General features: G+C 61.9%; 22 protein-coding genes and 6 tRNA genes. 26 read left to right on the forward strand and 2 right to left on the reverse strand.

The features are described from left to right. Nucleotides 1-10: 10 nt before the first annotated feature. From FHP91_RS13730 to FHP91_RS13790, 13 genes are all read left to right on the forward strand, one after another. Complete coding sequence (locus tag FHP91_RS13730; RefSeq protein ID WP_144310142.1) at nucleotides 11-208, forward strand: DUF7210 family protein; 198 nt, start codon at nucleotides 11-13, stop codon at nucleotides 206-208. Next, entirely contained in the window at nucleotides 208-492 is a 285-nt protein-coding gene (locus FHP91_RS13735) for a hypothetical protein (protein ID WP_144310143.1), read from the forward strand. The genes FHP91_RS13730 and FHP91_RS13735 overlap by 1 nt, the downstream gene beginning before the upstream one ends. Further along, nucleotides 489-911: a hypothetical protein gene (locus FHP91_RS13740; RefSeq protein ID WP_144310144.1), complete on the forward strand. Its 423-nt coding sequence runs from the start codon at nucleotides 489-491 to the stop codon at nucleotides 909-911. The genes FHP91_RS13735 and FHP91_RS13740 overlap by 4 nt, the downstream gene beginning before the upstream one ends. A gap of 11 nt (nucleotides 912-922) precedes the next feature. Next, the gene (locus tag FHP91_RS13745) at nucleotides 923-1669 is read left to right on the forward strand and encodes a phage tail tube protein (RefSeq protein WP_144310145.1); all 747 of its coding nucleotides are present in this window, start codon (nucleotides 923-925) and stop codon (nucleotides 1667-1669) included. Nucleotides 1670-1672: 3 nt separating this feature from the next. Beyond that, entirely contained in the window at nucleotides 1673-2035 is a 363-nt protein-coding gene (locus FHP91_RS13750; protein ID WP_144310146.1) for a hypothetical protein, read from the forward strand. Between the two features lie 75 nt (nucleotides 2036-2110). Next, nucleotides 2111-4270, forward strand: a complete 2160-nt coding sequence (locus FHP91_RS13755) for a hypothetical protein (RefSeq protein ID WP_144310147.1) — start codon at nucleotides 2111-2113, stop codon at nucleotides 4268-4270. Then, nucleotides 4267-4797 (forward strand): hypothetical protein, encoded by a 531-nt coding sequence (locus tag FHP91_RS13760; RefSeq protein ID WP_144310148.1) that lies wholly within the window; start codon nucleotides 4267-4269, stop codon nucleotides 4795-4797. The genes FHP91_RS13755 and FHP91_RS13760 overlap by 4 nt, the downstream gene beginning before the upstream one ends. Further along, nucleotides 4797-5714 (forward strand): hypothetical protein, encoded by a 918-nt coding sequence (locus tag FHP91_RS13765; RefSeq protein ID WP_144310149.1) that lies wholly within the window; start codon nucleotides 4797-4799, stop codon nucleotides 5712-5714. The genes FHP91_RS13760 and FHP91_RS13765 overlap by 1 nt, the downstream gene beginning before the upstream one ends. Nucleotide 5715: 1 nt before the next feature. Further along, on the forward strand, nucleotides 5716-7644 hold the full coding sequence (locus tag FHP91_RS13770; protein ID WP_144310150.1) for a hypothetical protein: 1929 nt from the start codon (nucleotides 5716-5718) through the stop codon (nucleotides 7642-7644). Continuing rightward, complete coding sequence (locus tag FHP91_RS13775; protein ID WP_144310151.1) at nucleotides 7641-8060, forward strand: hypothetical protein; 420 nt, start codon at nucleotides 7641-7643, stop codon at nucleotides 8058-8060. The genes FHP91_RS13770 and FHP91_RS13775 overlap by 4 nt, the downstream gene beginning before the upstream one ends. After that, nucleotides 8057-8347 carry a hypothetical protein gene (locus FHP91_RS13780; RefSeq protein ID WP_144310152.1) on the forward strand — a complete coding sequence of 97 codons (291 nt, stop codon included), beginning with the start codon at nucleotides 8057-8059 and terminating at the stop codon, nucleotides 8345-8347. The genes FHP91_RS13775 and FHP91_RS13780 overlap by 4 nt, the downstream gene beginning before the upstream one ends. Continuing rightward, complete coding sequence (locus FHP91_RS13785; RefSeq protein WP_144310153.1) at nucleotides 8347-10104, forward strand: hypothetical protein; 1758 nt, start codon at nucleotides 8347-8349, stop codon at nucleotides 10102-10104. Before FHP91_RS13780 ends, FHP91_RS13785 begins: the two co-directional genes overlap by 1 nt. Beyond that, nucleotides 10104-10535 carry a hypothetical protein gene (locus tag FHP91_RS13790; protein WP_144310154.1) on the forward strand — a complete coding sequence of 144 codons (432 nt, stop codon included), beginning with the start codon at nucleotides 10104-10106 and terminating at the stop codon, nucleotides 10533-10535. The genes FHP91_RS13785 and FHP91_RS13790 overlap by 1 nt, the downstream gene beginning before the upstream one ends. Nucleotides 10536-10541: 6 nt before the next feature. Here the strand turns inward: FHP91_RS13790 and FHP91_RS13795 are convergent, their stop codons facing one another. Next, the gene (locus tag FHP91_RS13795) at nucleotides 10542-12149 is read right to left on the reverse strand and encodes a recombinase family protein (RefSeq protein ID WP_186301559.1); all 1608 of its coding nucleotides are present in this window, start codon (nucleotides 12147-12149) and stop codon (nucleotides 10542-10544) included. A gap of 13 nt (nucleotides 12150-12162) precedes the next feature. On the opposite strand from FHP91_RS13795, the gene rimO reads away from it, so the two are divergent. The 12 genes from rimO (at nucleotide 12163) to FHP91_RS13855 (ending at nucleotide 20534) form a co-directional block, all read left to right on the forward strand. Continuing rightward, nucleotides 12163-13494: a 30S ribosomal protein S12 methylthiotransferase RimO gene (rimO, locus tag FHP91_RS13800; protein WP_246116312.1), complete on the forward strand. Its 1332-nt coding sequence runs from the start codon at nucleotides 12163-12165 to the stop codon at nucleotides 13492-13494. 39 nt (nucleotides 13495-13533) lie between these two features. Further along, complete coding sequence (gene rssA / locus FHP91_RS13805) at nucleotides 13534-14478, forward strand: patatin-like phospholipase RssA (protein ID WP_144310157.1); 945 nt, start codon at nucleotides 13534-13536, stop codon at nucleotides 14476-14478. After that, nucleotides 14471-15889 (forward strand): FAD-binding oxidoreductase, encoded by a 1419-nt coding sequence (locus tag FHP91_RS13810; RefSeq protein WP_144310268.1) that lies wholly within the window; start codon nucleotides 14471-14473, stop codon nucleotides 15887-15889. Before rssA ends, FHP91_RS13810 begins: the two co-directional genes overlap by 8 nt. A gap of 69 nt (nucleotides 15890-15958) precedes the next feature. Next, nucleotides 15959-16034: transfer RNA gene (locus tag FHP91_RS13815), tRNA-Ala, on the forward strand. Between the two features lie 8 nt (nucleotides 16035-16042). Next, nucleotides 16043-16118 (forward strand) — tRNA-Glu (locus FHP91_RS13820). Between the two features lie 77 nt (nucleotides 16119-16195). Then, a tRNA-Asp gene (locus FHP91_RS13825) sits at nucleotides 16196-16272 on the forward strand. A gap of 96 nt (nucleotides 16273-16368) precedes the next feature. Further along, nucleotides 16369-16444: transfer RNA gene (locus tag FHP91_RS13830), tRNA-Ala, on the forward strand. 10 nt (nucleotides 16445-16454) lie between these two features. Further along, nucleotides 16455-16530: transfer RNA gene (locus tag FHP91_RS13835), tRNA-Glu, on the forward strand. Nucleotides 16531-16607: 77 nt separating this feature from the next. Then, nucleotides 16608-16684: transfer RNA gene (locus FHP91_RS13840), tRNA-Asp, on the forward strand. 720 nt (nucleotides 16685-17404) lie between these two features. Continuing rightward, nucleotides 17405-17917 carry a peroxiredoxin gene (locus FHP91_RS13845; RefSeq protein ID WP_144310269.1) on the forward strand — a complete coding sequence of 171 codons (513 nt, stop codon included), beginning with the start codon at nucleotides 17405-17407 and terminating at the stop codon, nucleotides 17915-17917. Next, nucleotides 17883-18362 carry an FKBP-type peptidyl-prolyl cis-trans isomerase gene (locus FHP91_RS13850; RefSeq protein ID WP_144310158.1) on the forward strand — a complete coding sequence of 160 codons (480 nt, stop codon included), beginning with the start codon at nucleotides 17883-17885 and terminating at the stop codon, nucleotides 18360-18362. The genes FHP91_RS13845 and FHP91_RS13850 overlap by 35 nt, the downstream gene beginning before the upstream one ends. Nucleotides 18363-18515: 153 nt before the next feature. Continuing rightward, nucleotides 18516-20534: an ABC transporter ATP-binding protein gene (locus FHP91_RS13855; RefSeq protein ID WP_144310159.1), complete on the forward strand. Its 2019-nt coding sequence runs from the start codon at nucleotides 18516-18518 to the stop codon at nucleotides 20532-20534. Between the two features lie 6 nt (nucleotides 20535-20540). On the opposite strand, the gene FHP91_RS13860 is transcribed toward FHP91_RS13855, so the two are convergent. Then, nucleotides 20541-21785 carry a transglycosylase SLT domain-containing protein gene (locus FHP91_RS13860; RefSeq protein ID WP_144310160.1) on the reverse strand — a complete coding sequence of 415 codons (1245 nt, stop codon included), beginning with the start codon at nucleotides 21783-21785 and terminating at the stop codon, nucleotides 20541-20543. 78 nt (nucleotides 21786-21863) lie between these two features. Here FHP91_RS13860 and FHP91_RS13865 point away from each other — a divergent pair, with 78 nt between their 5' ends. Then, complete coding sequence (locus tag FHP91_RS13865; protein ID WP_313791158.1) at nucleotides 21864-22901, forward strand: GGDEF domain-containing response regulator; 1038 nt, start codon at nucleotides 21864-21866, stop codon at nucleotides 22899-22901.

Raw genomic sequence — 22901 nt, forward strand, 5'->3', positions numbered from 1 at the left:
AGGGGCGGTCATGGCCAAGGCAAAACACGAAGCCACATGCCAGATCGAGCACGACGGCAAGCCGTATGCCGAGGGCGACACGATCCCCTTGACAGACGAGCAGGCCGCCGCGCTGATCGCGTGCGGCGCCGTCGTTGTTGCTGGCAAAGCCGACGCGAAAGCCCCGGCCGAGCCTGCGCCCGAAGCCGACGCCGAGCAGGCCGAGTAATGGACAGCGCCGCCAAAGACCTCGCCGCGCTCTATGAGGATTTTGGCTCCACCGTGAGCCGGTCCAATGGAGCGCCCGACTTCCTCGCCATGATCTCGGTCGAGGACGACACGGTTTTTGGCAGCGCTACCGCTACCGACCGGCAGTTGCGCTACCTCAGCAGCACCACGCTAGACGCTGGCGAAACGCTGGTGATTGACGGCGTGACCTACAAGACCACCAAAAAACCGCCAGCGCGTCTTCTCGACGGGCTGGAGTCGGTGGTTGAACTGGTGCTTGTATGAGCGTCGGCATTCTCGCGCTCAACACCCTGGTAGATGCGCGCATTCGTGCCGTGCTGCCGGCGGGTATCGAGATGGTCACCGGCTACAGCTACGAAGACCTGACCGACAGCGCGCCGGCCATCCTCGCGCGGATCGTTCCGCAAGGCGTGTATCCGGCCGAGCAGAGCGGGCGCACCGCCGCGCTGGTGGCGCAATACACGCTGTTCGTCGAGTTCGACCAGGAGCGCCTGAGCACTGCCGACGAGTCCGCCGGCTACCAGTTTTTTGACGACGCACTGGCGCAGATCGCCGGCTGGGCCTACGCGCCCGGGCGCTTCGCGCAGTTCATCCATTCGCCCACCCCCATGGCCTACGACGGGCGCATCTGGCGGGTCGAGTTTTCGTTTTCCGTCCCGGTGTTTGTCACCGGAAACACGTAAAGGAGCACGACATGGCCGCATTCAAAGGCGCCGGGATCGTCTATATCGCACCGTACGCCAGCGCGGCGACGTTTTCCGCCCGCAATTTCCGCGACACCGGCAACAACTCGGTGGTGCAAGACGCATTTACCGAAGACAAGCAAGAGCAAACCAACTACCGCACCCCCGCGGGCGGCGTGTATGCGTCGATTTCGCGCATCAGCGGTTTTACCCTGCAAATCGACATGCACGATTTCACCGCCGACAACCTCGCGCTCGCGCTGTGGGGCACCTCGGCGGCCGATCTGACCACTGCCGTGACCGACGAGGCGCACACACTGCACGCGGGGGGGGTGGTCGTGCTCGACCGCATCTGTGACGACACGCAAACAGTTGTCATCACGGCCGGCGCCACCACCGTGTTGAGCGCCGACTACACCGTCAGTGGCTCCGCCATCACGTTTGCCAGCACGCTCACGACTGGCGGGGTGTCTGACGGCGACGCCATCCTGATCGACTACACCGCCAAGGCCGAAAACATCATCCAGGCCCTGACCGACTCATCGCCGACCGTGAGCGTGTTTTTCGACGGCGTCAATGCCGTCGATAGCAAAAAGATGCAGCGCCGCTATTACAAGGTCAAGGTCGGGGCTCCGGCCGGCGTGGATTCGATCAGCGAATCCTTCGCCACCCTGTCGCTGCCCTGCACAGTCGAGGCCGACACCACGGTCGTTGGCACCGGCTTGTCGCAGTACGTGGCCATCCGTCAGGAGCAATAAGCCATGGCCGCCACCATCCCCGTCCAACTCGGCACGCTAACCGTCAATGTGCGCACGCTCACTGTGCGCGAGGTCTATGACTGGCAGGCGGGTATCGAGGCCAAGTTGAGCGGGGCGGTGGCGTGCAATCCGGTGTATGACCTCGCGCTAGACGATTGCGGGATAGATGACCTCGCCATGATGAGCGACGCCACTGCCGATCAGTTGGCAGAGTACACGCACATCGAGCTGGCCGATGTCGTGCGCGCCGCGCGAGATCTGAACCCCCCTTTTTTTCGCGTGCGGGCATGGATGGCCGATCAGATCATCGGCCGGCAGGCGCTGGCACTGGCAGCAGCGCGCGAGACACCGCCCGCGCAGCCCTGATCGTGATCACCGCCGGCCACCCCGGCGCGTGGGATTACCCCTGGCCGGTGTTTGAAATGGCGTGCGAGATGCTAAATGGCAAGCCCTGAAACAAAAATCCGCATCACCGGCGACCCCAAGGGTGCGCTAACCGCCATTGATAAAGTCAAGGGCGGGCTAACCGGCCTGAGCGCCACCGCCGCGCGTCTGCCGGGCTTCACCGCGCTCGGCGCCGCCGTGGCCGGCATCTTTTCCGTGAGCGCCATCGATGGCATTGCCGACACCGCCGATGCCATGGCGAAGATGGGCCGCCGCGTCGGCCTAACAACAGAAGAACTTGGCGAGTACAAATACGCATTGAACCTGTCCGGCGTGAGCGTGGAAGAGTTCGCCATCGCGATGGACAAGCTAAACACCAGCATGATCGATGCCGCCAACGGCGTAGCGGCTCCGGCTGAGGCTTTCAGCAAGTTCGGCGTGGCGGTGCAGAACGAAGACAAGACGTTACGCAAGGGCAGGGAAGTTCTCGACGACTTGATGCAGGGGTTTATCAATGCCGGCGAGGGCGCAGAGCGGCTTGATGGCGTACGCGAAATTCTCGGCAAGAGTGGCACAAAACTAGCTAGCTTCCTGTCGCTCGGCAAAGACGGCATGGAGGCGATGCGCAAAGAGTTTCAGCTGTTCGGCGAGGTGATTACCGACGATCTAGCAGAAGCGTCAGAGCGTTTTAACGACAACATGTCCCGCCTGAGCGGGTCAATGAATCAGCTAAAAGTGTCGCTTGGCAATAGCGTCATCCCTGCGTTGGCGAGACTGTCTGACGAACTGGTTGATGCGCAACGCGCGGGGCTTGGGTTTTTCGAGACGCTTGAGGTACGCGCCTCTGTGAGCGCTGGGAAGCTAGGCAAAGACATGGAAGACATCACGGCGGAATCTGAGAAGCTAAAGAAAAAGCTGGCAGAGCTTGAGCCGCTCCGCGCCGGCGCGCTGTCGAGCGACAACCCGCTCGTCAAGTCTGGGCTGTTGCGCGACATTGAGGAGGAGGTCGCCTCAACTCAGCGACAAATCGCATACTACGAGCTGCGAAAAAAGGCGCTTGCCGAAGCCGACGCCGCAGACGACGCGAGCGCGAAAAAGCGCACACAGCTTTTCGAACGCCTATCAGCCGCACACGACCGGCTTGCAGACGCCGAAACCGCCGCCCGAAAAAAGGCGACGACCGAGCAGATCAAAGACGCCGAAAAACTACGCGACGCCCTGCAAAAAGCATGGCAAGGGTCCGTCGATGGCGCTCGCAAGGCCGGCGAAGAAGCCACCGCGCTGCTCAAGCAGGCAGCCGAAGCCCGCGCAGACTACCAGTCAAAAGCCAACGCCCGCCGCTCGCAAGACATGTCGCCAGAGGATCAGCAGGCCGAAGCCGTTTCGACGGCAAGCAAGGCTACTGACGACGCCAGTTTTTACGCCGCCGCCGCACAAGTGGCAGCGATTGACGGCCGCGCCAAAGCCGCCGCAGAGTACGCAGAGCGCGCAAAAAAGTTGATTGAGGAAGCCAGCGCCGCGACCGAAAGCATTCAGGACAACGAAACCGCCGCGAAGAATTTCGAGCGCATCGGAGAAGCCGCCGAGGCGTTGAAGAAAGCCGAGGCGGGGCTAAAGCAAGGCGAGGCGAACCAGCTCACCGAGCAGGCACAGGCGCAGCAGCAGCAGATAGCGAGCGTCGCCGCACAACTGGCCGAGCTTCAAAAATCGGTCGCTGGCGTTGAGATCAATCTCGGCGTCGAGAAGGCCAAGCGCGAGGTCGCTGAAATCGAGGCGGCCATCAAGCGGCTTGCGCAAGAGGCCGAGAAGGTCAAGATCAATGTAGGCAGCGGCAATCTGTCCGCAGCCCCGTTCCAGGGCAACGGCGCATCCGGCGGTTTCGCGTCTGGAGGCTTCACCGGCTACGGCGGCAAATACGCCCCGGCCGGCATCGTCCATCGCGGGGAATACGTATTCCCGCAAGAGGCGGTTAAGCGGCTCGGCATCAACTACCTGGCCGATCTGCACAAGCGTGGCCTGCGCGGCTACGCGTCTGGCGGCCTGGTGAGCAATCTGCGCGTACCCAACATCAGCGCACCGACACAAGCCGCCGGCAAAACGCCGGTCGTGCTCGACTTCGGCGCACTCGGACGCTACAGCGCCGCCGCCGCCGGGGCCGAGGTGGAAGGCATCGAGCGCGCACTTCGCAGGGCGAAACTCAAGGGGGGCCGCCGATGAGCGACGCCGGCAAATCATTCGAGCTAGGCGGCATCGTCGTGCCGTTCCGCGCCGCGTTGGGCTATGAGCAGCAGATCGAGCCGATTGGCGCGAGCAGCCTGCGCCGCACCATCAACGGCAGCGCCATCAAACAAACCGCGTGGGCCGGCAAGCTTCGCGTCACGCTGTCTGGCGACGGCTGGTCGCCGCTCGGGCTGGACGATCTGGATTACGCGTTGCCGATGACGCTCAAGTGTCACATGCCGATCGCGCGCCGCTCGCAGTCGCCGGCCATCACCCTGCCAACCACCCGCCGCTCCGATGCCGGTTACGCCCCGTTTGCCCGCGCCAGTCTGGCCGGTGGCGCAGAGGTTGAAACCGCTGTGTCTCTGGTGGGCGACGTGGCCACATGCACCGCCGTGGGCGGCGCCATCAGCTACGCGGTTTGGTACTGGCCGCAGCTGGTCGGGTTTGCCGAGCCGCCCACCACTACAGGCAGCGCCGGCCCCGGTGAATTCGGCTGGCAGATTGTTTTCGAGGAATCCTGATGAAACTTTTTGACCGCGTGCAGATGCGCACCGACACCAACCCGAGCACGTCGGCGCTGACTAATTTGGTTGTCACTGATGGCTATGTGGCCATGTCCGATGCAGGGGTGTCGGTGGTGACCTACTGCATTGTTGGCGAGACCTCCGGCGAGTGGGAGGTCGGCCAGGGTACGCGCGTCGGCCTGACCGGCATGTCGCGCGACTTTGTGTTGTCTCGGCATGACTACGCCGTCGGCGACACCAGTGTTCCAAAGGTTGATTTTTCAGAGCCGGTAACGGTGTCGGTGGTCGCCCCGGCCGTGTGTCTGCCTGCGCATCGTCCGCGCGTCGAGATGCCGCCCTATGCCGAGTCGCTCGGATCTCTGGCGATTGGTAGCGGCGCCGCGTGTTACGAAGAAAACGCGGTGGCTGTCGGCGCAGAAAGCGCAGCCCATGGCCGGGCGTCGCTGGCCGTGCTTGGGCAAACCCTCTACCGAAACTCTATGGCCATTGGCGAGGCATCGACTGACGCGCCGGTCGGCTGCTCGGTTGATGTGCGCGCGAACACCGACAAGTGCATGCGCGTCGAGTGGCTGGGGGAAGCGTGGATCGGTGGCGCCACATCGGGCGAATTGTACGATGTGAACAACTCACAGCCGGCCCCGGACGTGGGTACGTGGGCGCTTGACATGACGGTTGCCGGCCACCGCAGCGACGGCGCGCGATTTGTGCGCCAGTATCGCGGGGCCATCGTGCGATACAGCGGGACATCAACGCTCTACGACCTCACGCCAACCGATATTTCAATTGCCGGCGGCATTGCGTTGTCGGTCAGTGTGGCCATGTCCGGCGCGCTGCTGGTGGTGTCTGTCACCGGCGAGTCTGGATTCAATTGGGCGATCGCCGCCCGCGCGCAGATGCTGATGGTCCGCCTCTGATATGAGCATTTCCGGCGCCCCGATCTCGTCTGCACCGCTGGCCGCGTCGGCCGGTGCATTCACGCCATCCGGCACGGTAAAGAGCTGGCCGCTGGTGGTGACGGTATCGGCCGGCCCGGTCGAACAGGTTTGGCCGCTGTCGGTCACGGTAGCCATGCCGCCGCAAACAACCTGGCCGCTGCGCGTGACAGTGGCCAACGCATCCCCCGCGCAGAACTGGCCGCTGTCGGTCACGGTATTCACCCCCGGCGCATCGCCTGCACGCTGGCGCCCTGTCGTTACCCTTGGCGGGGTTGATGTATCTGCGCGCCTGGTGGGTGAGATCGAGGTTCAGGCTGGCGAAGGGGAGTCGCGTATTGCGGCATTTTCGATGCTGCCCGCGTCCGGCGTGGTGGTTCCTGTCGATTGGGTTGGCCGGGTGGTGACCATCGACTTTGCTCAAGCCGACACGGCAGGCAACGCCATCAACGTGCAGCGCATCTTCACCGGCGTGGTGGATGTGCCTGAGTACGACATCAACACAGGCGGGGCAAACTTTGAATGCACCGACCAGCGGCAGGAGGTGTTGGCCAGCACGGCGCGCACATGGTTTGATACCCACATCGGCGGCTACTACAGCGCTGCCGTGGCGGGCGAGCCTGCCGACAATCTGCAATACGCCGAGGCGCGACTTGCCAGCGTGCCAATGGCGCTTGACCTGGACGCATGGCAGCGCCCGCGCGTGACGCCGTGGAACATCTCAACGCCATACGCCAGCCTGACCGCCGACGACATCCTCGACGGCACGCTGTCTGCCAGCCTGCCGAGCCGGGCCGATCTGCGCAACGTGGTCGAAACCGCGTTTGAGTACCGCTTCCCCAGGCTCCGAAGCCGCACCATCATGGCCGGGTGGAGCCTGGCCGGCGACTACCGCGCCAAGGAAGACCTGCCGACAAAGGCCATGGTCGAGCAAGCGCTTGACGGGATGTCAGGCTGGCAGCGCATGGGCAACGTCGGATATCAAGAGCCGCCGCACGGGTCGCAGACGTTTGGCGGTGGCATCTACTACATGGCGCCCGAGGTGGCGAATCAGCTTTGCATCAGCTTCCAGTCGCGCCACATGACGCGATGGGTGCAGACCGTGACCGAGCGCTACACCCTGCGCGTCACCAACGCCGCCAGCGTGTCAGCCATTGGAGAGGCGCTGGATACCAGCGTGGGCGCCGTGCTTGGGGTCGATTACGATAGCAGTCAATGGCTGTCTGATTACTCGACGCTCCCCGCGCTAACCCGCCTGAGCGCTGGCGATGAATCATTTGACGTGGGCCACGCCGGCATCAGCGACCGCGCCGAGGCCGCCGCCGGAATTGAAGCGCTGGTGGCGCAATCGCAGGTCAATGTACTGGCGTCGCACCGGGATGGCCGGGTGCGGTTTTCCGTACCGCTGCGCGCCGACTATGACCTGACGCACCGGATAGCCATTGACGCCACGCTGGCCGATGGCAGACGCCTGCAAGCCGCAGGCAAGGCCGTGCAGATCGCCCACCGGATGGACATCGACACCGGAGAGGCCACCACCGAAGCCGCAGTAGCCATCAGCGGTCATGCCGCCGTTGGGCTGCAACCCTACGACCCGCCCGCCGCGCCGACAGCCCTGACCGACCCAACAGCAGCACCGACGCCTGCCGCATATGGCATCCAGGCCGGCACGTATTCCGGCCGGCGGGTGGGCGCGGCCGTGCATAACCCCGACACCATGATCGGATTCAGTACCAACAACGGCGCCGATGACAGCACCGGAAACTATGACGCATTCGGCGAGCTGTACCCGGTGCAGTTCTCGGTCGGAGACCCCGACATCGAGGCCGAAGCCCGCGACCCGCTAGAGCTGGCGGCGTCGCTTGAATTCGCGGTGGATGTACCGCAAGACCCATTCGAGGTGAGCGCATGAGCACGACATTTGACATCTACGCAAACGCAGGTTTGACCACCGCATTGACCGCCGGCATTCCGTTTGCCCAGGTGGCCAGCGGGTCGGCCACTGACGTGCTGGTGTATTTCGGCAGCCAGACGCCGGGCAAGACCCTGCAAGCGGCAAGCAGCCCCGGCTTTGACCAGATCACCCTGACGCCTGACGACGTGTCATCCGGCAGCGGGGTCGAGACCAGCATGATCCGGCTCGCCAGCACCGCGCTGGGCCTCGACAGCGCCACCCCGGGCGCGGCGATCAACCTCGGCGTGACGCTCACCTCGGGCGACACCAACGCGATCCCGGTGTGGATCAGGGTGGATGCCGGCGCGCTGGCCGTGAGTGGCACGCCCTACACCGACGGGCTGGTAAAACTTAATCCGGTGATTGAGACATGAGCATCAAACAGTCGATCAGCGCACTAGCCGACCAGCCGACCGCCACGCCGAGCTTTGCCCCGGCGCCGGTCGTTGGCGCGCGGCCAGGCGGTGTATCGGTGGGGCGGCAGCAAGCCAGCACGGTGGGCGGTGGGGCCGGGTTTGATGAGGCAGACTACGCACAGCGCGAATACTGGACGACGGTTAATCGCATGAGTACGGACGGGCTTTTCACCATCCAGGAAAAACCGCTCAAGTCGATCCTGCTGGTGTCCGGTGGTCGCGCCACCTTCAAAGAGCCGGTGTAATGCGTGAAGGCGTCGAAAACCTCCCAGCCGAAACAGACCGATTCGGTCTGCGCTATCACGGTCCGGTGGTTGAAGGCGTCGTTACCCTGCCATCCGGCCACACCGCAGGCAGCATCCAGGCATACGTGAGCACTATCGCCGTGAGCGGCAAGCCCGGACCCTATGGGCAGGTGCATTTCGACAACGCGGCCGACGTGTACCTCAAAAACTACGCCGTGTTGAGCCTCGACGAAGTGCTCTACAACACCAGCATCATGGGCAAGACGCTCGGCAAAGAGGCTGTGCCATTCGTTGCGCCGTCTGGGCGGGTGTGGATATTGTCCGCCACCGGCAACTGGCGATGCGACGACGCCAGCTTTGCCGGCACCGCAAAGCGCTTTGGTGTGTTCGGCAAAAACGTCGCAAACAACGCGCACACCGTCACCATCACCAACCCAGCGCTCGGCAACACCGACCTGTCGGCCTGCACCCTGAGACTGACCGACGCCACCCGCGACGGGTCTAAGCGCATCTATCGCGCAGAGGCCGGCGGCATCGCCATCGCATGGCTCGAGCTAACACTCAGCGAGCCCACTCCGACCACCATCGGCGCGTCATTTGCCATCGTGCGCGACGTGGCCACCACCAGGGGGGCATTCACCTCGCAGCCAACCACGTATAGCGCGCCAGACGATCAGTGGGACGTGTCTATCGGTGTGTACAACACAAAAACAATTGATACGCCGACGCGAATAGTGTGGGAATTCACGCCCGCCCCGCCAAATTACATACAAACGCCGACCGCCGGCACGATTACCCTGCTGACTTTTTACCGCATCACAGGGCATGTGTTTTCGATGACCTACGCCGATAACGGCGCGCTGATTGATGGCACGATGGACGTTCAGACGAAAAGATCAGGGTCGTCAACCATCGCAATCAATGTCACGTCATCCGGCACATGCACCGTCGATCAGACGTATGACGGATCGACATGGAGCGAGACGGTATCAGGGACGGTCGAGGTGGAGGTGGGCGCTACGCTGTCGAGCAATATTACGGCAGAGTCTCGCGTCACGCTCAACCGGGGCGGCTCTTCCGTTGGCTCAATCGTGTATTCGGTCGATGGCGTCATGACGGATGTCCGGTCTGAGAAAGAGGTAGGCGGCGCCGGACCGATGTACGTATCTACGCCAGGCAATGGCCTATCCCCGCTGCTACACGTCGTCAATACGACCAGCCAGGCCACGACGGAGGGCTACGAATTCAAGGCAGACGGCGCGACCGTCAAAACCTACCCCCGTCCTCCAATCAATTTCAATCAGTCCGACACAAAATCAAACATCCCGCTGGCGTCCAATGCAATCGGCCATATATTTCCGGCCGCCAACACCTACCCATCCGCAGACGGAGCCCCGCCGCCGGATAACGCGCTATTTGCACAAATTGGCGTTAGCACCATCGTACTGACGGGGGATGGATACAAATACCCGTATCTATTCAGCCGCATCATGCGGCGCAGTAATTCGGTGTTGTCAGTCCCAGGCGCTATGATCACGTCGGCAACATCTGGTGGTGGTGGCACCGTTACGATGGAGAGCGCGTGGGACTCTCATCTGCTCGGGCGAAACGGCATCCTCGACCCGACCAGACCCACCGTCGCCGCCTCATATGGCGGGGGTGAAGTCACGTGGGACCTGCCCACGGTATCAGAGCAGCCCGTGACCGGCGAGTGGGTTCGCGGTGCGACGGCGACTCAAAACGTCGGGTTTGTCTAGTGATATTCTCCGCCGCGCTGCTCGTGCTGCTCGTGCTGCTCGGCATCGTCTGGCGATACAGCGGCAACCGTAGCAATTGCCTCAACGTTGCCGCCATCGCCTGGTTACGCCGCCGCGCCCGCATCTGGTTTGCCATCCGACGCAGCCACGGCAAGCGCGGGCGCATCCCGCACGCGGCGGCCATTGCCGAGTCCGGCCCGCTCAAGTTTCACGCCATGCCCGACGGCACCTGGCACGCCACGCCAGACGGCAGCACGCTCTACGTGCTCGAGTACGCCCCGCCGGACGGCCAGCGCAAAGACTCGGTCATGCAGGCCGGGGCATTCCCGCTGCTGTTTGACGGCCTCTACTACCTGCGCCGGTATCGGCTGGATGCTGACGGCGTGGGCAACACGTTTGACGCGGCGGTGGATAGCCTGCTGACGGGCTGATCCGGATCACAACTGCGCGTCGCTCTGCGCCCGCCACGCCCCCGACCGCCGATCCACAATCAACGCCCTCGACCCGCCGCCCTTGGCCACCAGCACCAGGCCGATGGTGTTGCGGTCTGCCGAGGTGAATCCGCGCGCATACACCGCAATCCGCTCAAAGGTGTCGGCCACCAGTTGCCGCACCGTCTGCCGTGCTGGCTCGTCCATGGCCAGCGCCGCCTCGGCCAGCGCCGCCCAAGACGCCGCGGCGGGTGCATCTACCCCGGCCGCGTGCGCCAGCTCGCGCTCGGTGGCGGTCGCCTCGGTGGTGAGCGTGGCCAGCTGCGATTCAAGGTCGCGCGCTTTGCGGGCAAACGCGATGGGCGCCGGGCCGTCGTCGGCCAGCATCGCGTCTGTCACTCGCTCGATCTGTTTTTCTACCTCGGCAATCTGCGCCCGGGTGGTGGCAAGCGCCGCGCGCAAGCCCTGGGCCGGGTCGCTGCCCGCCATCAGCGCCGTGAGGTTGATCTGGTCAGAGCAGTAGGTGAGAATGGCGCGCTCCACTGGCACCACCGAGCAACTGCCCGGCACATCGCAGCCCGCGCCGTGCGAGTGCCCGTTGCAGATCAGCCGGCGGTGGCCGTCCTGCGGCGTGCCGTCTGCCTTGCGTGGCCGCGTCATCAGGTTTTGCGCTGCCACCGCCGAGCCGCAGTAACCGCAAAACGTGATGCCCATGCCGGTGACCATGGCCGTGATCTCGCCCCGCCCGCGCCGCCGCTTTCGCTGGCCAACCAGGTGCTGCAGCTCGTCAAACTCGGCCGGCGTCAGCAGGGCAGGGTAATACCCCGCCAGCGCGTACGCCTCGCCGTCAACCTCGATCCGCTTGACCCCCATCAGCGCCGGCACGCGCAGCGTTTTGTACAGGGCAGGCGCCCCGATCGGCCCGCCCGTGATCGACACCCCGCGCGCCGTCATCTCCCGCGCAATCCGCACCGCCCCATTGCCTTGCCGAAACAACCCGATCGCCATCCGGATTGCCTCGGCGCGCTCCGGTATCAGCTCAAACGCCGACCCCGTCCAGCGCACCCATGCCGGGTCCGACCCGTTGCGCACCGCCCCGCGATACGTCCCGGCCAGCCACCCCTCACACTGCCGCCGAATCGCCGCCCGCACCCGCTTGCTCTTCGTGTCGCTCTCCTCATGCGCGCGGATCATCACCAACAGCGAATACACCAAGTCCATCGGCTGCGCCTTCAGCGACTCCCGGTTGTACTCCCGCCCGTCTGATGCCGTCACCACCGTGATCCCAGCGTTGATGATCTGCGCCAACTGCGCCTGCGCCTGGATCGGCTCGGCCCGCGACAACCGGTCAAGCCCCTCCACAATCAACACCGACCCCGCCGCGATGTGCCCATCATCCACCGCCGCCAAAAACACCCCCAGCGCCCCGCGCGACACGTGCCGCTGGTGGTAAGCGCTCAGCCCCTCGTCGCGCATCGACAGCGCATCATCCAGCACCAGACCCCGCTCAGCCGCCCACCGCCGCGCGTACTCAGCCTGCCGCGCCGAGCTATCACCCGACGACTGGCGCGGGTCAGAAAACCGCAGGTAGCTATATACTCTCGGCTGGCTCATGGCTCGATCTAAAATGAAGAAAAAACACAGTATAGGTGTAGTATCACTCGGGTGCCCGAAGGCGACCGTTGATTCCGAGCATATCCTTACCCGTTTGCGGGCGGAAGGGTATGAGGTTTCCGGGTCCTACGACGATGCGGAACTTGTTGTTGTCAATACCTGTGGCTTTATTGATGCGGCGGTCGCCGAGTCGCTCGATGCTATCGGTGAGGCCTTGGCAGAAAACGGCCGTGTTGTCGTGACAGGCTGTCTCGGCGCCAAGGCCGACGTGATTCTCGACGCTCACCCACAGGTGCTGGCGGTCACGGGCCCGCATGCGACAAACGAGGTGATGCAGGCGATCCATGCGCACGTGCCCAAGCCGCATGACCCGTTTCTGGATCTCGTGCCGCCACAGGGTGTCCGGCTGACCCCGAGGCACTACGCTTACCTGAAAATTTCAGAAGGCTGCAACCACCGGTGCACCTTCTGCATCATTCCATCGATGCGCGGCGACCTTGTCAGCCGCCCGATTGGCGACGTGTTACGCGAGGCTGAAAAACTGGCCGAGGCCGGGGTCAAGGAGTTGCTGGTAATTTCTCAGGACACCAGTGCCTATGGTGTCGATGTGAAGTACCGCACCGGATTCTGGGGCGGCAAGCCGGTCAAGACCCGCTTGCTTGAACTGGCCAACGCGTTGGGTGAGCTTGGTATCTGGGTGCGGATGCACTATGTGTATCCATATCCGAGCGTGGATGACCTGATTCCGCTGATGGCCGAAGGCAAGATCCTGCCTTATCTCGATGTGCCGTTTCAGCATGCGAGCCCGCGGATTTTGAAAGCCATGCGTCGCCCGGCCAGTGCCGAGAACGTGTTGGAGCGGGTCCGTAAGTGGCGCAGCATCTGTCCGGATCTCACGATCCGCTCAACCTTCATCACCGGTTTCCCCGGCGAGACCGAGGCAGACTTTGAAGAGTTGCTTCGCTTCCTCGAAATGGCCGATCTGGACAGGGTAGGGGCCTTTGCCTACTCGCCGGTGGAGGGGGCGGCCGCAAATGCACTGGGAGAACCTGTGCCCGAAGCCGTCCGCGAGTCTCGTCGTGCGCGCTTGATGGCCTTCCAGGAAGACATCAGCACGCAGCGTCTTGAAGCCAAGATCGGTCGAGAGATGACGGTGCTGGTGGATGATGTTGATGACGATGGCGCCGTGGCGCGATCGCCTGGCGACGCGCCCGATATCGATGGTTTGGTTTACATTCCGGGAGCCGACCACCTCGAGGTTGGTGATTTTGTTCAGGTGCGCATTACCGATTGTGACGTCCACGATCTTTACGCCGACCTGTTACAGGACGACGCTCGCAGCTAAAGTCCGCTGGCGTCGCCATTCGCTCAAAAAGGGCTCGCCATGCATGATCTGGAACAACCCCGCGGTTTGAGCGACGGCCCCAGGCTGGGGTTGGCGCTCGGAAGTGGGGCGGCCCGTGGCTGGGCGCATATCGGTGTTATTCGCGCACTCAAGCGCGAAGGAATTCACCCGGACATCATTAGTGGATGTTCCATTGGCGCCTTTGTTGGTGCCGCGGAGGCGACGGGCGAGTTCGAAAAACTGGCGACCTGGGTTGAGCGGCTGACATGGCAGTCGGTGGTGTCGCTTCTTGATGTCAGCCTCAAGGGTGGGCTGATCAAAGGCGACCGCCTCATCGACTATTTCGAGCGCGAGATCGCGACGCTCGACTTCGACGAATTGCAGCTCCCCTTTGGCTGTGTTGCAACAGAACTCCAGACGGGCCGGGAAATTTGGCTGAAGGAGGGCAGTGTTGCCCGCGCTGTGCGCGCTTCCATTGCCTTGCCCGGGCTGTTCACGCCAGTTGTCGAAAAAGACCGAGTGCTGGTTGATGGGGGTTTGGTGAATCCGGTGCCGGTGTCGCTGTGCCGCGCCATGGGCGCCGACATCGTGATTGCGGTCGATCTGGGGTCCGACATCGTCGGACGGGCGAAGCGTCGCCTCCCGCACGGAAAGAAACCTGCTGTTGAGCCCAGTGCCGAGCGAAGCTGGGCGGAGCGTCTGCTCGACCGCTTTGGTTTGAACGGGAAGGACAGCGAAGATGACGAGCTCTCCATGCTGGATGTGCTCAATACCAGCATCAATATCATGCAGGTCCGGATTGCTCGCAGTCGTTTGGCAGGTGAGCCGGCTGACGTCTTGATTGCGCCGCGTGTCGGGCAGGTGGGTCCGATGGACTACCATCGAGCCAAAGAAACCATTGCGGAAGGCGAGGCAGCGGTTGCGCGGATGATGCCGGCAATCCGATATGCCTTGGGTCACGAAGGAGGTGGGCATGATGCATGAAGCCTTGCTGGGGCGCTTGGTGGTGTGTGTTGGTGAGTCTTATGTCCTCACCAGTCCTGACGATCAGGCCCCCTATATGACTGACTGGCGCGGGCGGTATCACGGTTCCGCGTATGCGGTGGTGCGTCCATCGGATGTCGCGCAAGTGTCCAGTGTGATGCGCCTTTGCCATGAACTCGGTGTTGGCGTGGTCCCCCAAGGGGGGAACACCGGCTTGTGTGGTGGGGCAACGCCGCGCGAGGACGACGCCGTCATCGTTCTGGCGCTGGATCGATTGAAGGCGGTACGGGCTATCGATCCCGTCGACAACACGATGCTGGTCGAGGCGGGTTGCACGCTGGCCCAGATTCAGCTGGCCGCTGAGGGCGCAGACCGCCTGTTTCCGCTATCGCTTGCGTCAGAGGGGAGCTGCCAGATTGGTGGCAACATCGCCACCAATGCTGGCGGCGTGCATGTCGTTAGATACGGAAACACCCGCCAACAAGTGCTTGGTCTGGAGGTGGTTCTGCCTGACGGTACGGTCTGGAATGGTTTGCGTTCGCTGCTCAAGGACAACACCGGATACGACCTCAAGCAGTTGTTTATCGGCTCGGAGGGCACGCTGGGGGTGATTACCGCCGCGACTTTGCGTTTGATGGCGCGGCCGAAACAGCGCGCAGTGGCGTGGTTGGCCGTGACTGACCCCCAGGCAGCACTGGCGCTCCTGGGGGCCGCGAGAGATCGCCTCGGTGAGCGGGTGTCGGCATTTGAATTGATCAGCCAGAACGCGCTCGATGTCGTTTTGCGCCACATCCCGGGTGCGCGCTTGCCGCTGGCGAAGAACCCGCCATGGTCGGTCTTGCTCGAGGTCTCCGACGTCGCGGCGGATACTCGACTTGATGAGTCGCTGGAGGCGCTTGCCGCCGATGCGTTTGAGTCCGGTCAGGTGAGTGATGCGGCGATTGCTGCGTCGGTTGCCCAGTGTGAGGCCTTGTGGGCGCTCCGGGAGAATATTTCCGAGGCGCAGCGCATCGAGGGCTTAAGCATCAAGCACGATGTGTCATTGCCCGTCAGTGCGATTCCTGCTTTTCTCGAATCGGCCGAGCGGGCATTGGACGCCGACTATCCGGCCGCGCGCATCGTGGCTTTTGGCCATATGGGTGATGGAAACTTGCACTACAACATTTCCTCAGTCGATGCGGCGCAAAACGCCGCCTTGATTGCGCAAACGGAAGCGGTGAATCGTTGTGTGCATGACATTGTTGCCGGTTTTGATGGCTCGATTTCCGCTGAGCATGGTATTGGTCAGCTCAAGCGCGAGGAAATGGTGCGTTATAAATCGACTGTCGAACTGGCTTTGATGCGCCGTATCAAGGAGGCAATTGATCCGCGCGGCTTGATGAATCCGGGCAAGGTGCTGCCCGATTTGTGAGGCTTCTGAAAGTCGCGTCAAAAAAGGGTTTACAGCTTTTAAATGGCCACCTATAATGCGCGCTCTTTCGGGGGTATAGCTCAGCTGGGAGAGCGCTTGCATGGCATGCAAGAGGTCAGCGGTTCGATCCCGCTTACCTCCACCAAAGAACAGGTCCCTATCGTCTAGAGGCCTAGGACACCGCCCTTTCACGGCGGCGACCGGGGTTCGAATCCCCGTAGGGACGCCAAGTTGCAAAAAGGCTGCCAGAGAAGTTTGGCAGCCTTTGATTTGGCCGGTGGCACCGGCCAAGACACCGAAAGGTGTGGAGTGGTAGTTCAGTTGGTTAGAATACCGGCCTGTCACGCCGGGGGTCGCGGGTTCGAGTCCCGTCCACTCCGCCAGATTTAATGCAGTTGTTTAGACGACAACTGCAATGAGCAACAGGTGAAAGTTGCTTGATTGGGAGTCGTAAGCAGGCTAGAATGTCACGCTCTTTCGGGGGTATAGCTCAGCTGGGAGAGCGCTTGCATGGCATGCAAGAGGTCAGCGGTTCGATCCCGCTTACCTCCACCAAAGAAACAAGGTCCCTATCGTCTAGAGGCCTAGGACACCGCCCTTTCACGGCGGCGACCGGGGTTCGAATCCCCGTAGGGACGCCAAGTTGTACGGAGGCTGCCAGAGAAGTTTGGCAGCCTTTGATTTGGCCGGTGGCACCGGTCAAGACACCGAAAGGTGTGGAGTGGTAGTTCAGTTGGTTAGAATACCGGCCTGTCACGCCGGGGGTCGCGGGTTCGAGTCCCGTCCACTCCGCCAGAAATATCGAAAAGCGGGCGCGCAAGCGCCCGCTTTTTTTGTTTTGCCGGGACCTTCCTGCTTTTTCTGGAGGCGGTTTTCACCCGTCGCCTGCTCTGGACGACCTCACACTGATTTTTTGCCATCCGTCAGTTTTCGCCCCTGCACTTCAACTCGAAGGCTTACCTACGCTGTGACTGGCGCGAGCCAGTGCTGCGCTCGATAGTGCGTAAAGTCACATCACGGATTGTGGTACCACGGCTGTGTTTTTTGGAGACACACGAGGACCGTGACGCCGAACTCGTCCTTCGATCCCGCTCTACTGTTTTGTTTCGCTCGTGACTTTTTACACCAAACGGACGGACACCTGAAACCTGTCGATTGACGAACGATTTTGTCATATTTTTCGACTACTGCTGGGTCGATGCGCCGTGCTTCAGTCAGAATGTACCGGGCTTTCAAATCAATAGGTTATCAATGGCTGTGCGCGGGAGGGGTAGATGTCAGAGGCGTCAGATGAATATTTTCAGACGTTCGTGCGTATAGCCTTAAAGGAACCATCTGGACGTTGCTGCGATGCTATCGGCACTTGAGGCGGGCAGGCTGATGGTCTATTCGTTCAATTACGCCAAGCTGAATCGACGGATAGAGGGGGTCACAATGCTGTTGCCGAATAGTTCCGCCACAAGTACAGTTCGCGCCTCAAGCAGGATCGTATCGTTTGCACTTGAAGGTGAGCCTATGTTGCGCAGCGGAGATAACGCGCCCCTTTTCTCGTTGCCGGATGCCGATATGGAAAACTTCGACATGGCGTCCGTTCGCGGCAACCGCCATGTCGTTCTGTTTTTCTATCCCCGTGACAACACCCCCAGTTGTACGCTTCAGGCCGCTGATTTCAGCGACCATGAAGATGTTTTCAATCGGCTCGATTGCATCGTTGTGGGCGTCAGCCCCGACGATTGCTTGACGCATGCAGAGTTTCGCGATGAGCATGGCTTGTCGATCCGGTTGCTGGCCGATACTGAAGCGGAAGCATGCAAGCTGTTCGGGGTTTGGCGCGAGAAAGTGGTCGATGGCGTGAAACGAATGGGTGTGTTACGTTCGACTTTTATTATCGACAAGGCCGGTCAGATTCGGCATGCACTGTATGACGTCGCGCCCCGCGGCCATGTTGCTGAAGTACTCGCTCTTGTCAGGGAACTGGAACCGGAAAAAGCTAATGCAAATCGCAAAAAACACCGTCGTAACGCTTAAATACACTGTCCACGATCCTGACGGAAACGTGGTCGATGATGGCCAGCATCCGCTGGTCTACCTGCACGGAGGCTACGACGGGATCTTTTCGCCGATCGAAGAGGCTCTGCAGGGCAAGAGCACCGGCGAAAACTTGAAAATGAAGCTTCAGCCTGACGATGCGTTTGGCGAGTACGACGAAAACATGGTGATGATGGAAGATCGCACCCTGTTTCCGGACAACATCGAAGTGGGCATGAGCTTCGAACGCGTGACCGAAGATGGCGAAGACGAGATCCTCTACCGGATCACCGATATCGCCGATGGCAAGGTCGTGGTCGACGGCAACCATCCGCTGGCTGGCGTTGCCCTGTTATTCGATATCATGATCGCAGAAGTGCGTGCCGCAACGGCTGAAGAAATCTCCCATGGTCATGTCCATGGCGCCGGTGGTCACCACCACTGACCGGATTCAAACGCACCTCAAACGGGCCGCCAGATTGCGGCCCGTTTTGATTTCTGGCGCGTTCGCAGTAGATTCTCGTAGCGGGCCTTCCATCGTCCTGTGGGCATTGCCCCGCCACTTTGCTGAACTCAAACGGGTTTGTGTGACCACTTCATGACTGTGTCCGAGCATGCTGAACTGCTGAGCGTTGAAGCCCTTTCTGTCGAAATCGATACCGGGCAGCGCGTGCGTCCCGTCGATGCTTTGAATCTGTTGATCGCGCCCGGCCAGACGGTGGCGCTGCTCGGTGAGTCAGGCTGCGGAAAGTCCATGACTGCACTGGCGCTGATGCGACTGTTGCCGGCGGGTGGGCGCATTGCCGGCGGCGCGGTGCGCTATCACGGCAATGATGTGCTGTCCTTGCCAGAAGCGCGTATGCGGCAGGTGCGTGGGGGTGGCATGGCGATGATCTTTCAGGAGCCATCGACCAGCCTGAACCCGGTGATGACCGTGTATCACCAGATTGAAGAGGTCCTTAGTCGCCATCGCGGCCTGAGCGGTGCGTTAGCGCGCGCCGAGGCGACGCGTTTGCTGTCGGCGGTTGGCATCCCGGACGCTGAACGCCGACTGGATGAGTATCCATTTCAGTTCTCCGGCGGCATGAAGCAGCGCGCCATGATCGCGATGGCGCTTGCCGGGAATCCGGATTTGCTGATCGCCGACGAGCCGACGACCGCACTGGATGTCACCTTGCAGTCGCAGGTGCTCGACGTATTGGCCGAGCTGCAGCGCTCGCGACGGATGGGCATGTTGCTGATTACGCACGACCTGGGCGTGGTGGCGCGCATGGCACATTCGGTGGCGGTTATGTATGCGGGCGAACTGATCGAGACCGGTGCGCGGAACGCCTTCTTCGGCGCGCCGCTTCACCCCTATTCACGAAAGCTGTTTGCCGCCTTGCCAACACCGGCGGGGCGCTTGCGGCCGCTCGAAACGCTGGCTGGGATGGTGCCGCGGCTCGATCAAACTTTTGCGGGCTGCCGATTTGCGCCGCGTTGCCCATCGGCAATGGCGCATTGCGCCGAGCGCCGTCCCGCTTGGTATGACGTTGAGGGCCGGCAGGTGCGGTGTCATTTGTACGATCCGGCACTGCCGGCACAAGCCGTGCCCCCGCCTCAGGTGCGCGACGATGCGCTCGGTGCGACGCGTGTGGCTGCCGAGCCATTGCTGGAGGTGTCTGATCTTAAGGTGCATTTCCCCGTACGCAAAGGAGTTCTGAAGCGCATCACGGGGCAGGTCAAAGCCGTCGATGGCATCAGCCTCACGCTCACGCCAGGAAAAACGCTGGCGCTCGTGGGCGAATCCGGTTGCGGCAAGACCACCGCCGGCAAGGCGCTGATGCAGCTTGTACGGCCCACGGCGGGCTCCGTGAAGTTGTCAGGGGTGGAGCAGACGGGGCGACGTGGCGGTGCGTTGCAGGATTTGCGTCGTCAGGTTCAGATGGTTTTTCAGGATCCGTTCGCTTCGCTGAATCCGCGCATGCGCATCGGCGACATCCTGGAAGAGGGCATGGCCGCCCTAAAGACGGCAGGAAATGCGCAGGAACGATCCCGCCGCGTGGATGCTTTGCTCGCTCGGGTGGGCCTTGATTCGGCGATGCGCGACCGTTATCCGCACGCTTTCTCCGGCGGTCAGCGGCAACGCATTGCCTTGGCGCGGGCGCTGGCAGTGTCGCCCAAGGTGATTGTCTGCGACGAGCCGACCAGTGCACTGGACGTTTCGGTGCAAGCCCAGATTCTGAATCTGATGCGGGATGTTCAGCGCAGCGAGCAGTTGGCGTATCTGTTCATTACGCACAACATCGCCGTGGTGGATTATCTGGCGGACGAGGTCGCGGTGATGTATCTGGGACGGATCGTGGAGCAGGGGGATCGCGAGCAAGTCTTGCGTCAGCCGCGTCATCCCTACACTCGCACCTTGCTTGACGCCGTGCTCAGCGCGACGCCATCGGACGCGCATGCGGCGGTGTCTCAGGTCGAGATTTCCTTGCCTTCACCGCTGAATCCGCCCACCGGCTGCCACTTTCATCCGCGTTGCGCCAAGGCCGATGATCGATGCCGGTCGGACTACCCGGAGGTGACTCGGTTTGATGGTGGCGGGTATGTTCGTTGTCACTACCCTGCGGTGAATTAAGCGGGGCTAACGTCGTTTTTTGTTGCGGCGCTTCGATTTTTTCTTTTTCGGCGCCTGAGTGCTGATTTCTTTGGCACTGGGCAAGTCGGGGATCAGGTTGGTCAGCGGCATGACCGATTGCACGTCGGCGCCTGCCGGCACCAGCAACACGGTGCCCGACTTGAGATTGAACGGCGAGGTCAGCCCGTTGACCTGAAGCAGTTCGGTGAGCGTCAGCCCGAACTTGCCAGCGACGCTTTCCACACTCTCCGAGTTGCCCAAGCGATAGGTTTGCCAGCGTGGTCCCGCGCCGGCGAGTTTTGACTGGAAGAGGTCAACCCGATCGGCCGGCAGGATCAATTGTTGTCGCCCTTCCGGAATGACCGGGCGCCGAAAAGCCGGGTTCAGCGCAACGAGTTCTTCGAGGGGGAGCTGCGCGAACGCGGCGGCCATGGCCAGATCGATGCCGGGCGGGCTTTCCACAGTCTCGAAGTACAAGCGGTTCGGCACATGCGGCAATTCGATATTGAACAGCTCAGGGCGGGCGATGATGTTCTTCAAGGCCAGCAGCTTGGGTACATAGCGACGGGTCTCGTCGGGCAGCTTGAGGTAGGCCAGCTCCGTCGGCAAGCCGGCGGCTTCGTTCTTCTTGCGCGCACGTGCTACCGCGCCTTCTCCCCAGTTGTAGGAGGCGAGAGCGAGATGCCAGTCGCCGTGCATGTCATAGATGCGTTCGAGGTAGTCGAGGGCGGCCTCGGTGGAGGCGACGATGTCGCGCCGTTCATCGACCCATTCGTTTTGATCGAGTTTGAAGTAACGGCCGGTGGATGGAATGAACTGCCATAGCCCGGCGGCGCGCGAACTCGACAAGGCCATGGGGTTGAAACCGCTTTCGACCATGGGCAATAACGCCAACTCGGTTGGCAGACCGCGGCGCTCAAGGGCGTCGACAATGTGGTAAAGGTAGCGGTAGCTGCGCTCGAACAGGCTGCGCAGCGCATTGGGGTGGCTCAGGTAGCGAATCTGCTGCGTGGCGACTTCCTCGCTATCGAGGTCGGGCATGGCAAAGCCGCGCCGGATGCGGTCCCACAAGTCGGCGGCCTGATGCGTCAGGTCGACGGTAATGATCGGCTCGTCGTTTGCGGTGAGGTCGAGCACCTGCGGCTGAACGATGGATAACCCTTGCCCTGCGGCGTCTGGCGAGAGCGTCTGCGCGCCGAGGGGAGGGCCGACCAGCGCCAAGGCAAGAAAGAGACGGACAATGCCAGTCATCGGATTCCGCAGGGTTAAAAGGCCTCGCATTGTAGAGACCCGTGAATAAAGGCGTCAAACCGGGAGAAGGCCTCGTTTTTGACGCGATTTTGCGACTTTGGTGATAGAGATCGGTGCAATAATACCCCTGTCTATAGCCCGGCCTTTCTTATGAAAGTTCTTCTGATAGAAGACACTGTGACCAGCGCCACCATCGTGACCGCTCAGCTTGCCAAGCTGGGGCTGGAGTCGGTGCATGCGCGCGATGGTGAAGCGGGGCTTGAAATATTCAAGCAATCCCGACCCGATCTGATTCTGCTCGATGTCATCATGCCCGGCCTTGATGGATTCGAGGTTGCGCGGCGGATTCGCTTGCTCGAAAAAGACGGTGACTGGACGCCGATCATTTTTCTTACGGCACGCACCAGCGACAAAGATCTGGAGCGTGGCATTGAGGCGGGTGGTGACGACTATCTGGTCAAGCCGGTATCTGAAGTCGTGTTGGCGGCCAAGGTTCGGGCGATGCAACGATTGGCGCAGATGCGGCTGTCGCTGTTGGTGCTGACGCGCCGTCTGGATGACGCCAACCGCGAGTTGAAGCGGCTGACCTCGGTCGATGGCCTGACGGGTATCGCAAACCGTCGGTGCTTTGATGAGTCGATCGCGCGTGAGTGGCAGCGCTCACGGCGTAATCGCCTGCCCCTGTCGATCCTGATGCTGGATGTCGATTTCTTCAAACAGTACAACGATCGCTACGGTCACCAGGCGGGCGATGAGTGTCTCAAAGTCGTCGCAACATGCTTTCAGTCTGAACTGAAGCGCCCCGCCGACATGGTGGCGCGTTTCGGTGGCGAAGAATTTGTGGTGATTCTGCCCGAGACCAACGTGGTGGGGGCCCGGCGAGTGGCCGAAGCGATGCGCAACGCGCTGGTCTCCTTGAAGCTGCCGCACGACAGATCGTCGGTATCCGATTACGTGACCACAAGCGTGGGTGTCACGACTGTCTATCCGTCACCCGATGACGCGGCGACGATCGCCGACATGCTCGATGCTGCCGACAAGGCGCTCTATCTGGCTAAACGCGCCGGGCGTAATCAGGTGGCCGTGGCAAATCAATCGGAAGGCGCGGCAGTCTGA

Source organism: Denitromonas halophila (assembly GCF_007625155.1).
Classification (GTDB): domain Bacteria; phylum Pseudomonadota; class Gammaproteobacteria; order Burkholderiales; family Rhodocyclaceae; genus Nitrogeniibacter; species Nitrogeniibacter halophilus.

What these genes read in the sequence shown, in the direction of transcription:
- FHP91_RS13730 (WP_144310142.1), top strand. Translation starts at nt 11, where the DNA reads ATGGCCAAGGCAAAACACGAAGCCACATGCCAGATCGAGCACGACGGC.
- FHP91_RS13735 (WP_144310143.1), top strand. Translation starts at nt 208, where the DNA reads ATGGACAGCGCCGCCAAAGACCTCGCCGCGCTCTATGAGGATTTTGGC.
- FHP91_RS13740 (WP_144310144.1), top strand. Translation starts at nt 489, where the DNA reads ATGAGCGTCGGCATTCTCGCGCTCAACACCCTGGTAGATGCGCGCATT.
- FHP91_RS13745 (WP_144310145.1), top strand. Translation starts at nt 923, where the DNA reads ATGGCCGCATTCAAAGGCGCCGGGATCGTCTATATCGCACCGTACGCC.
- FHP91_RS13750 (WP_144310146.1), top strand. Translation starts at nt 1,673, where the DNA reads ATGGCCGCCACCATCCCCGTCCAACTCGGCACGCTAACCGTCAATGTG.
- FHP91_RS13755 (WP_144310147.1), top strand. Translation starts at nt 2,111, where the DNA reads ATGGCAAGCCCTGAAACAAAAATCCGCATCACCGGCGACCCCAAGGGT.
- FHP91_RS13760 (WP_144310148.1), top strand. Translation starts at nt 4,267, where the DNA reads ATGAGCGACGCCGGCAAATCATTCGAGCTAGGCGGCATCGTCGTGCCG.
- FHP91_RS13765 (WP_144310149.1), top strand. Translation starts at nt 4,797, where the DNA reads ATGAAACTTTTTGACCGCGTGCAGATGCGCACCGACACCAACCCGAGC.
- FHP91_RS13770 (WP_144310150.1), top strand. Translation starts at nt 5,716, where the DNA reads ATGAGCATTTCCGGCGCCCCGATCTCGTCTGCACCGCTGGCCGCGTCG.
- FHP91_RS13775 (WP_144310151.1), top strand. Translation starts at nt 7,641, where the DNA reads ATGAGCACGACATTTGACATCTACGCAAACGCAGGTTTGACCACCGCA.
- FHP91_RS13780 (WP_144310152.1), top strand. Translation starts at nt 8,057, where the DNA reads ATGAGCATCAAACAGTCGATCAGCGCACTAGCCGACCAGCCGACCGCC.
- FHP91_RS13785 (WP_144310153.1), top strand. Translation starts at nt 8,347, where the DNA reads ATGCGTGAAGGCGTCGAAAACCTCCCAGCCGAAACAGACCGATTCGGT.
- FHP91_RS13795 (WP_186301559.1), bottom strand. Translation starts at nt 12,149, where the DNA reads ATGAGCCAGCCGAGAGTATATAGCTACCTGCGGTTTTCTGACCCGCGC.
- rimO (WP_246116312.1), top strand. Translation starts at nt 12,163, where the DNA reads ATGAAGAAAAAACACAGTATAGGTGTAGTATCACTCGGGTGCCCGAAG.
- rssA (WP_144310157.1), top strand. Translation starts at nt 13,534, where the DNA reads ATGCATGATCTGGAACAACCCCGCGGTTTGAGCGACGGCCCCAGGCTG.
- FHP91_RS13810 (WP_144310268.1), top strand. Translation starts at nt 14,471, where the DNA reads ATGCATGAAGCCTTGCTGGGGCGCTTGGTGGTGTGTGTTGGTGAGTCT.
- FHP91_RS13845 (WP_144310269.1), top strand. Translation starts at nt 17,405, where the DNA reads ATGTTGCGCAGCGGAGATAACGCGCCCCTTTTCTCGTTGCCGGATGCC.
- FHP91_RS13850 (WP_144310158.1), top strand. Translation starts at nt 17,883, where the DNA reads ATGCAAATCGCAAAAAACACCGTCGTAACGCTTAAATACACTGTCCAC.
- FHP91_RS13855 (WP_144310159.1), top strand. Translation starts at nt 18,516, where the DNA reads ATGACTGTGTCCGAGCATGCTGAACTGCTGAGCGTTGAAGCCCTTTCT.
- FHP91_RS13860 (WP_144310160.1), bottom strand. Translation starts at nt 21,785, where the DNA reads ATGACTGGCATTGTCCGTCTCTTTCTTGCCTTGGCGCTGGTCGGCCCT.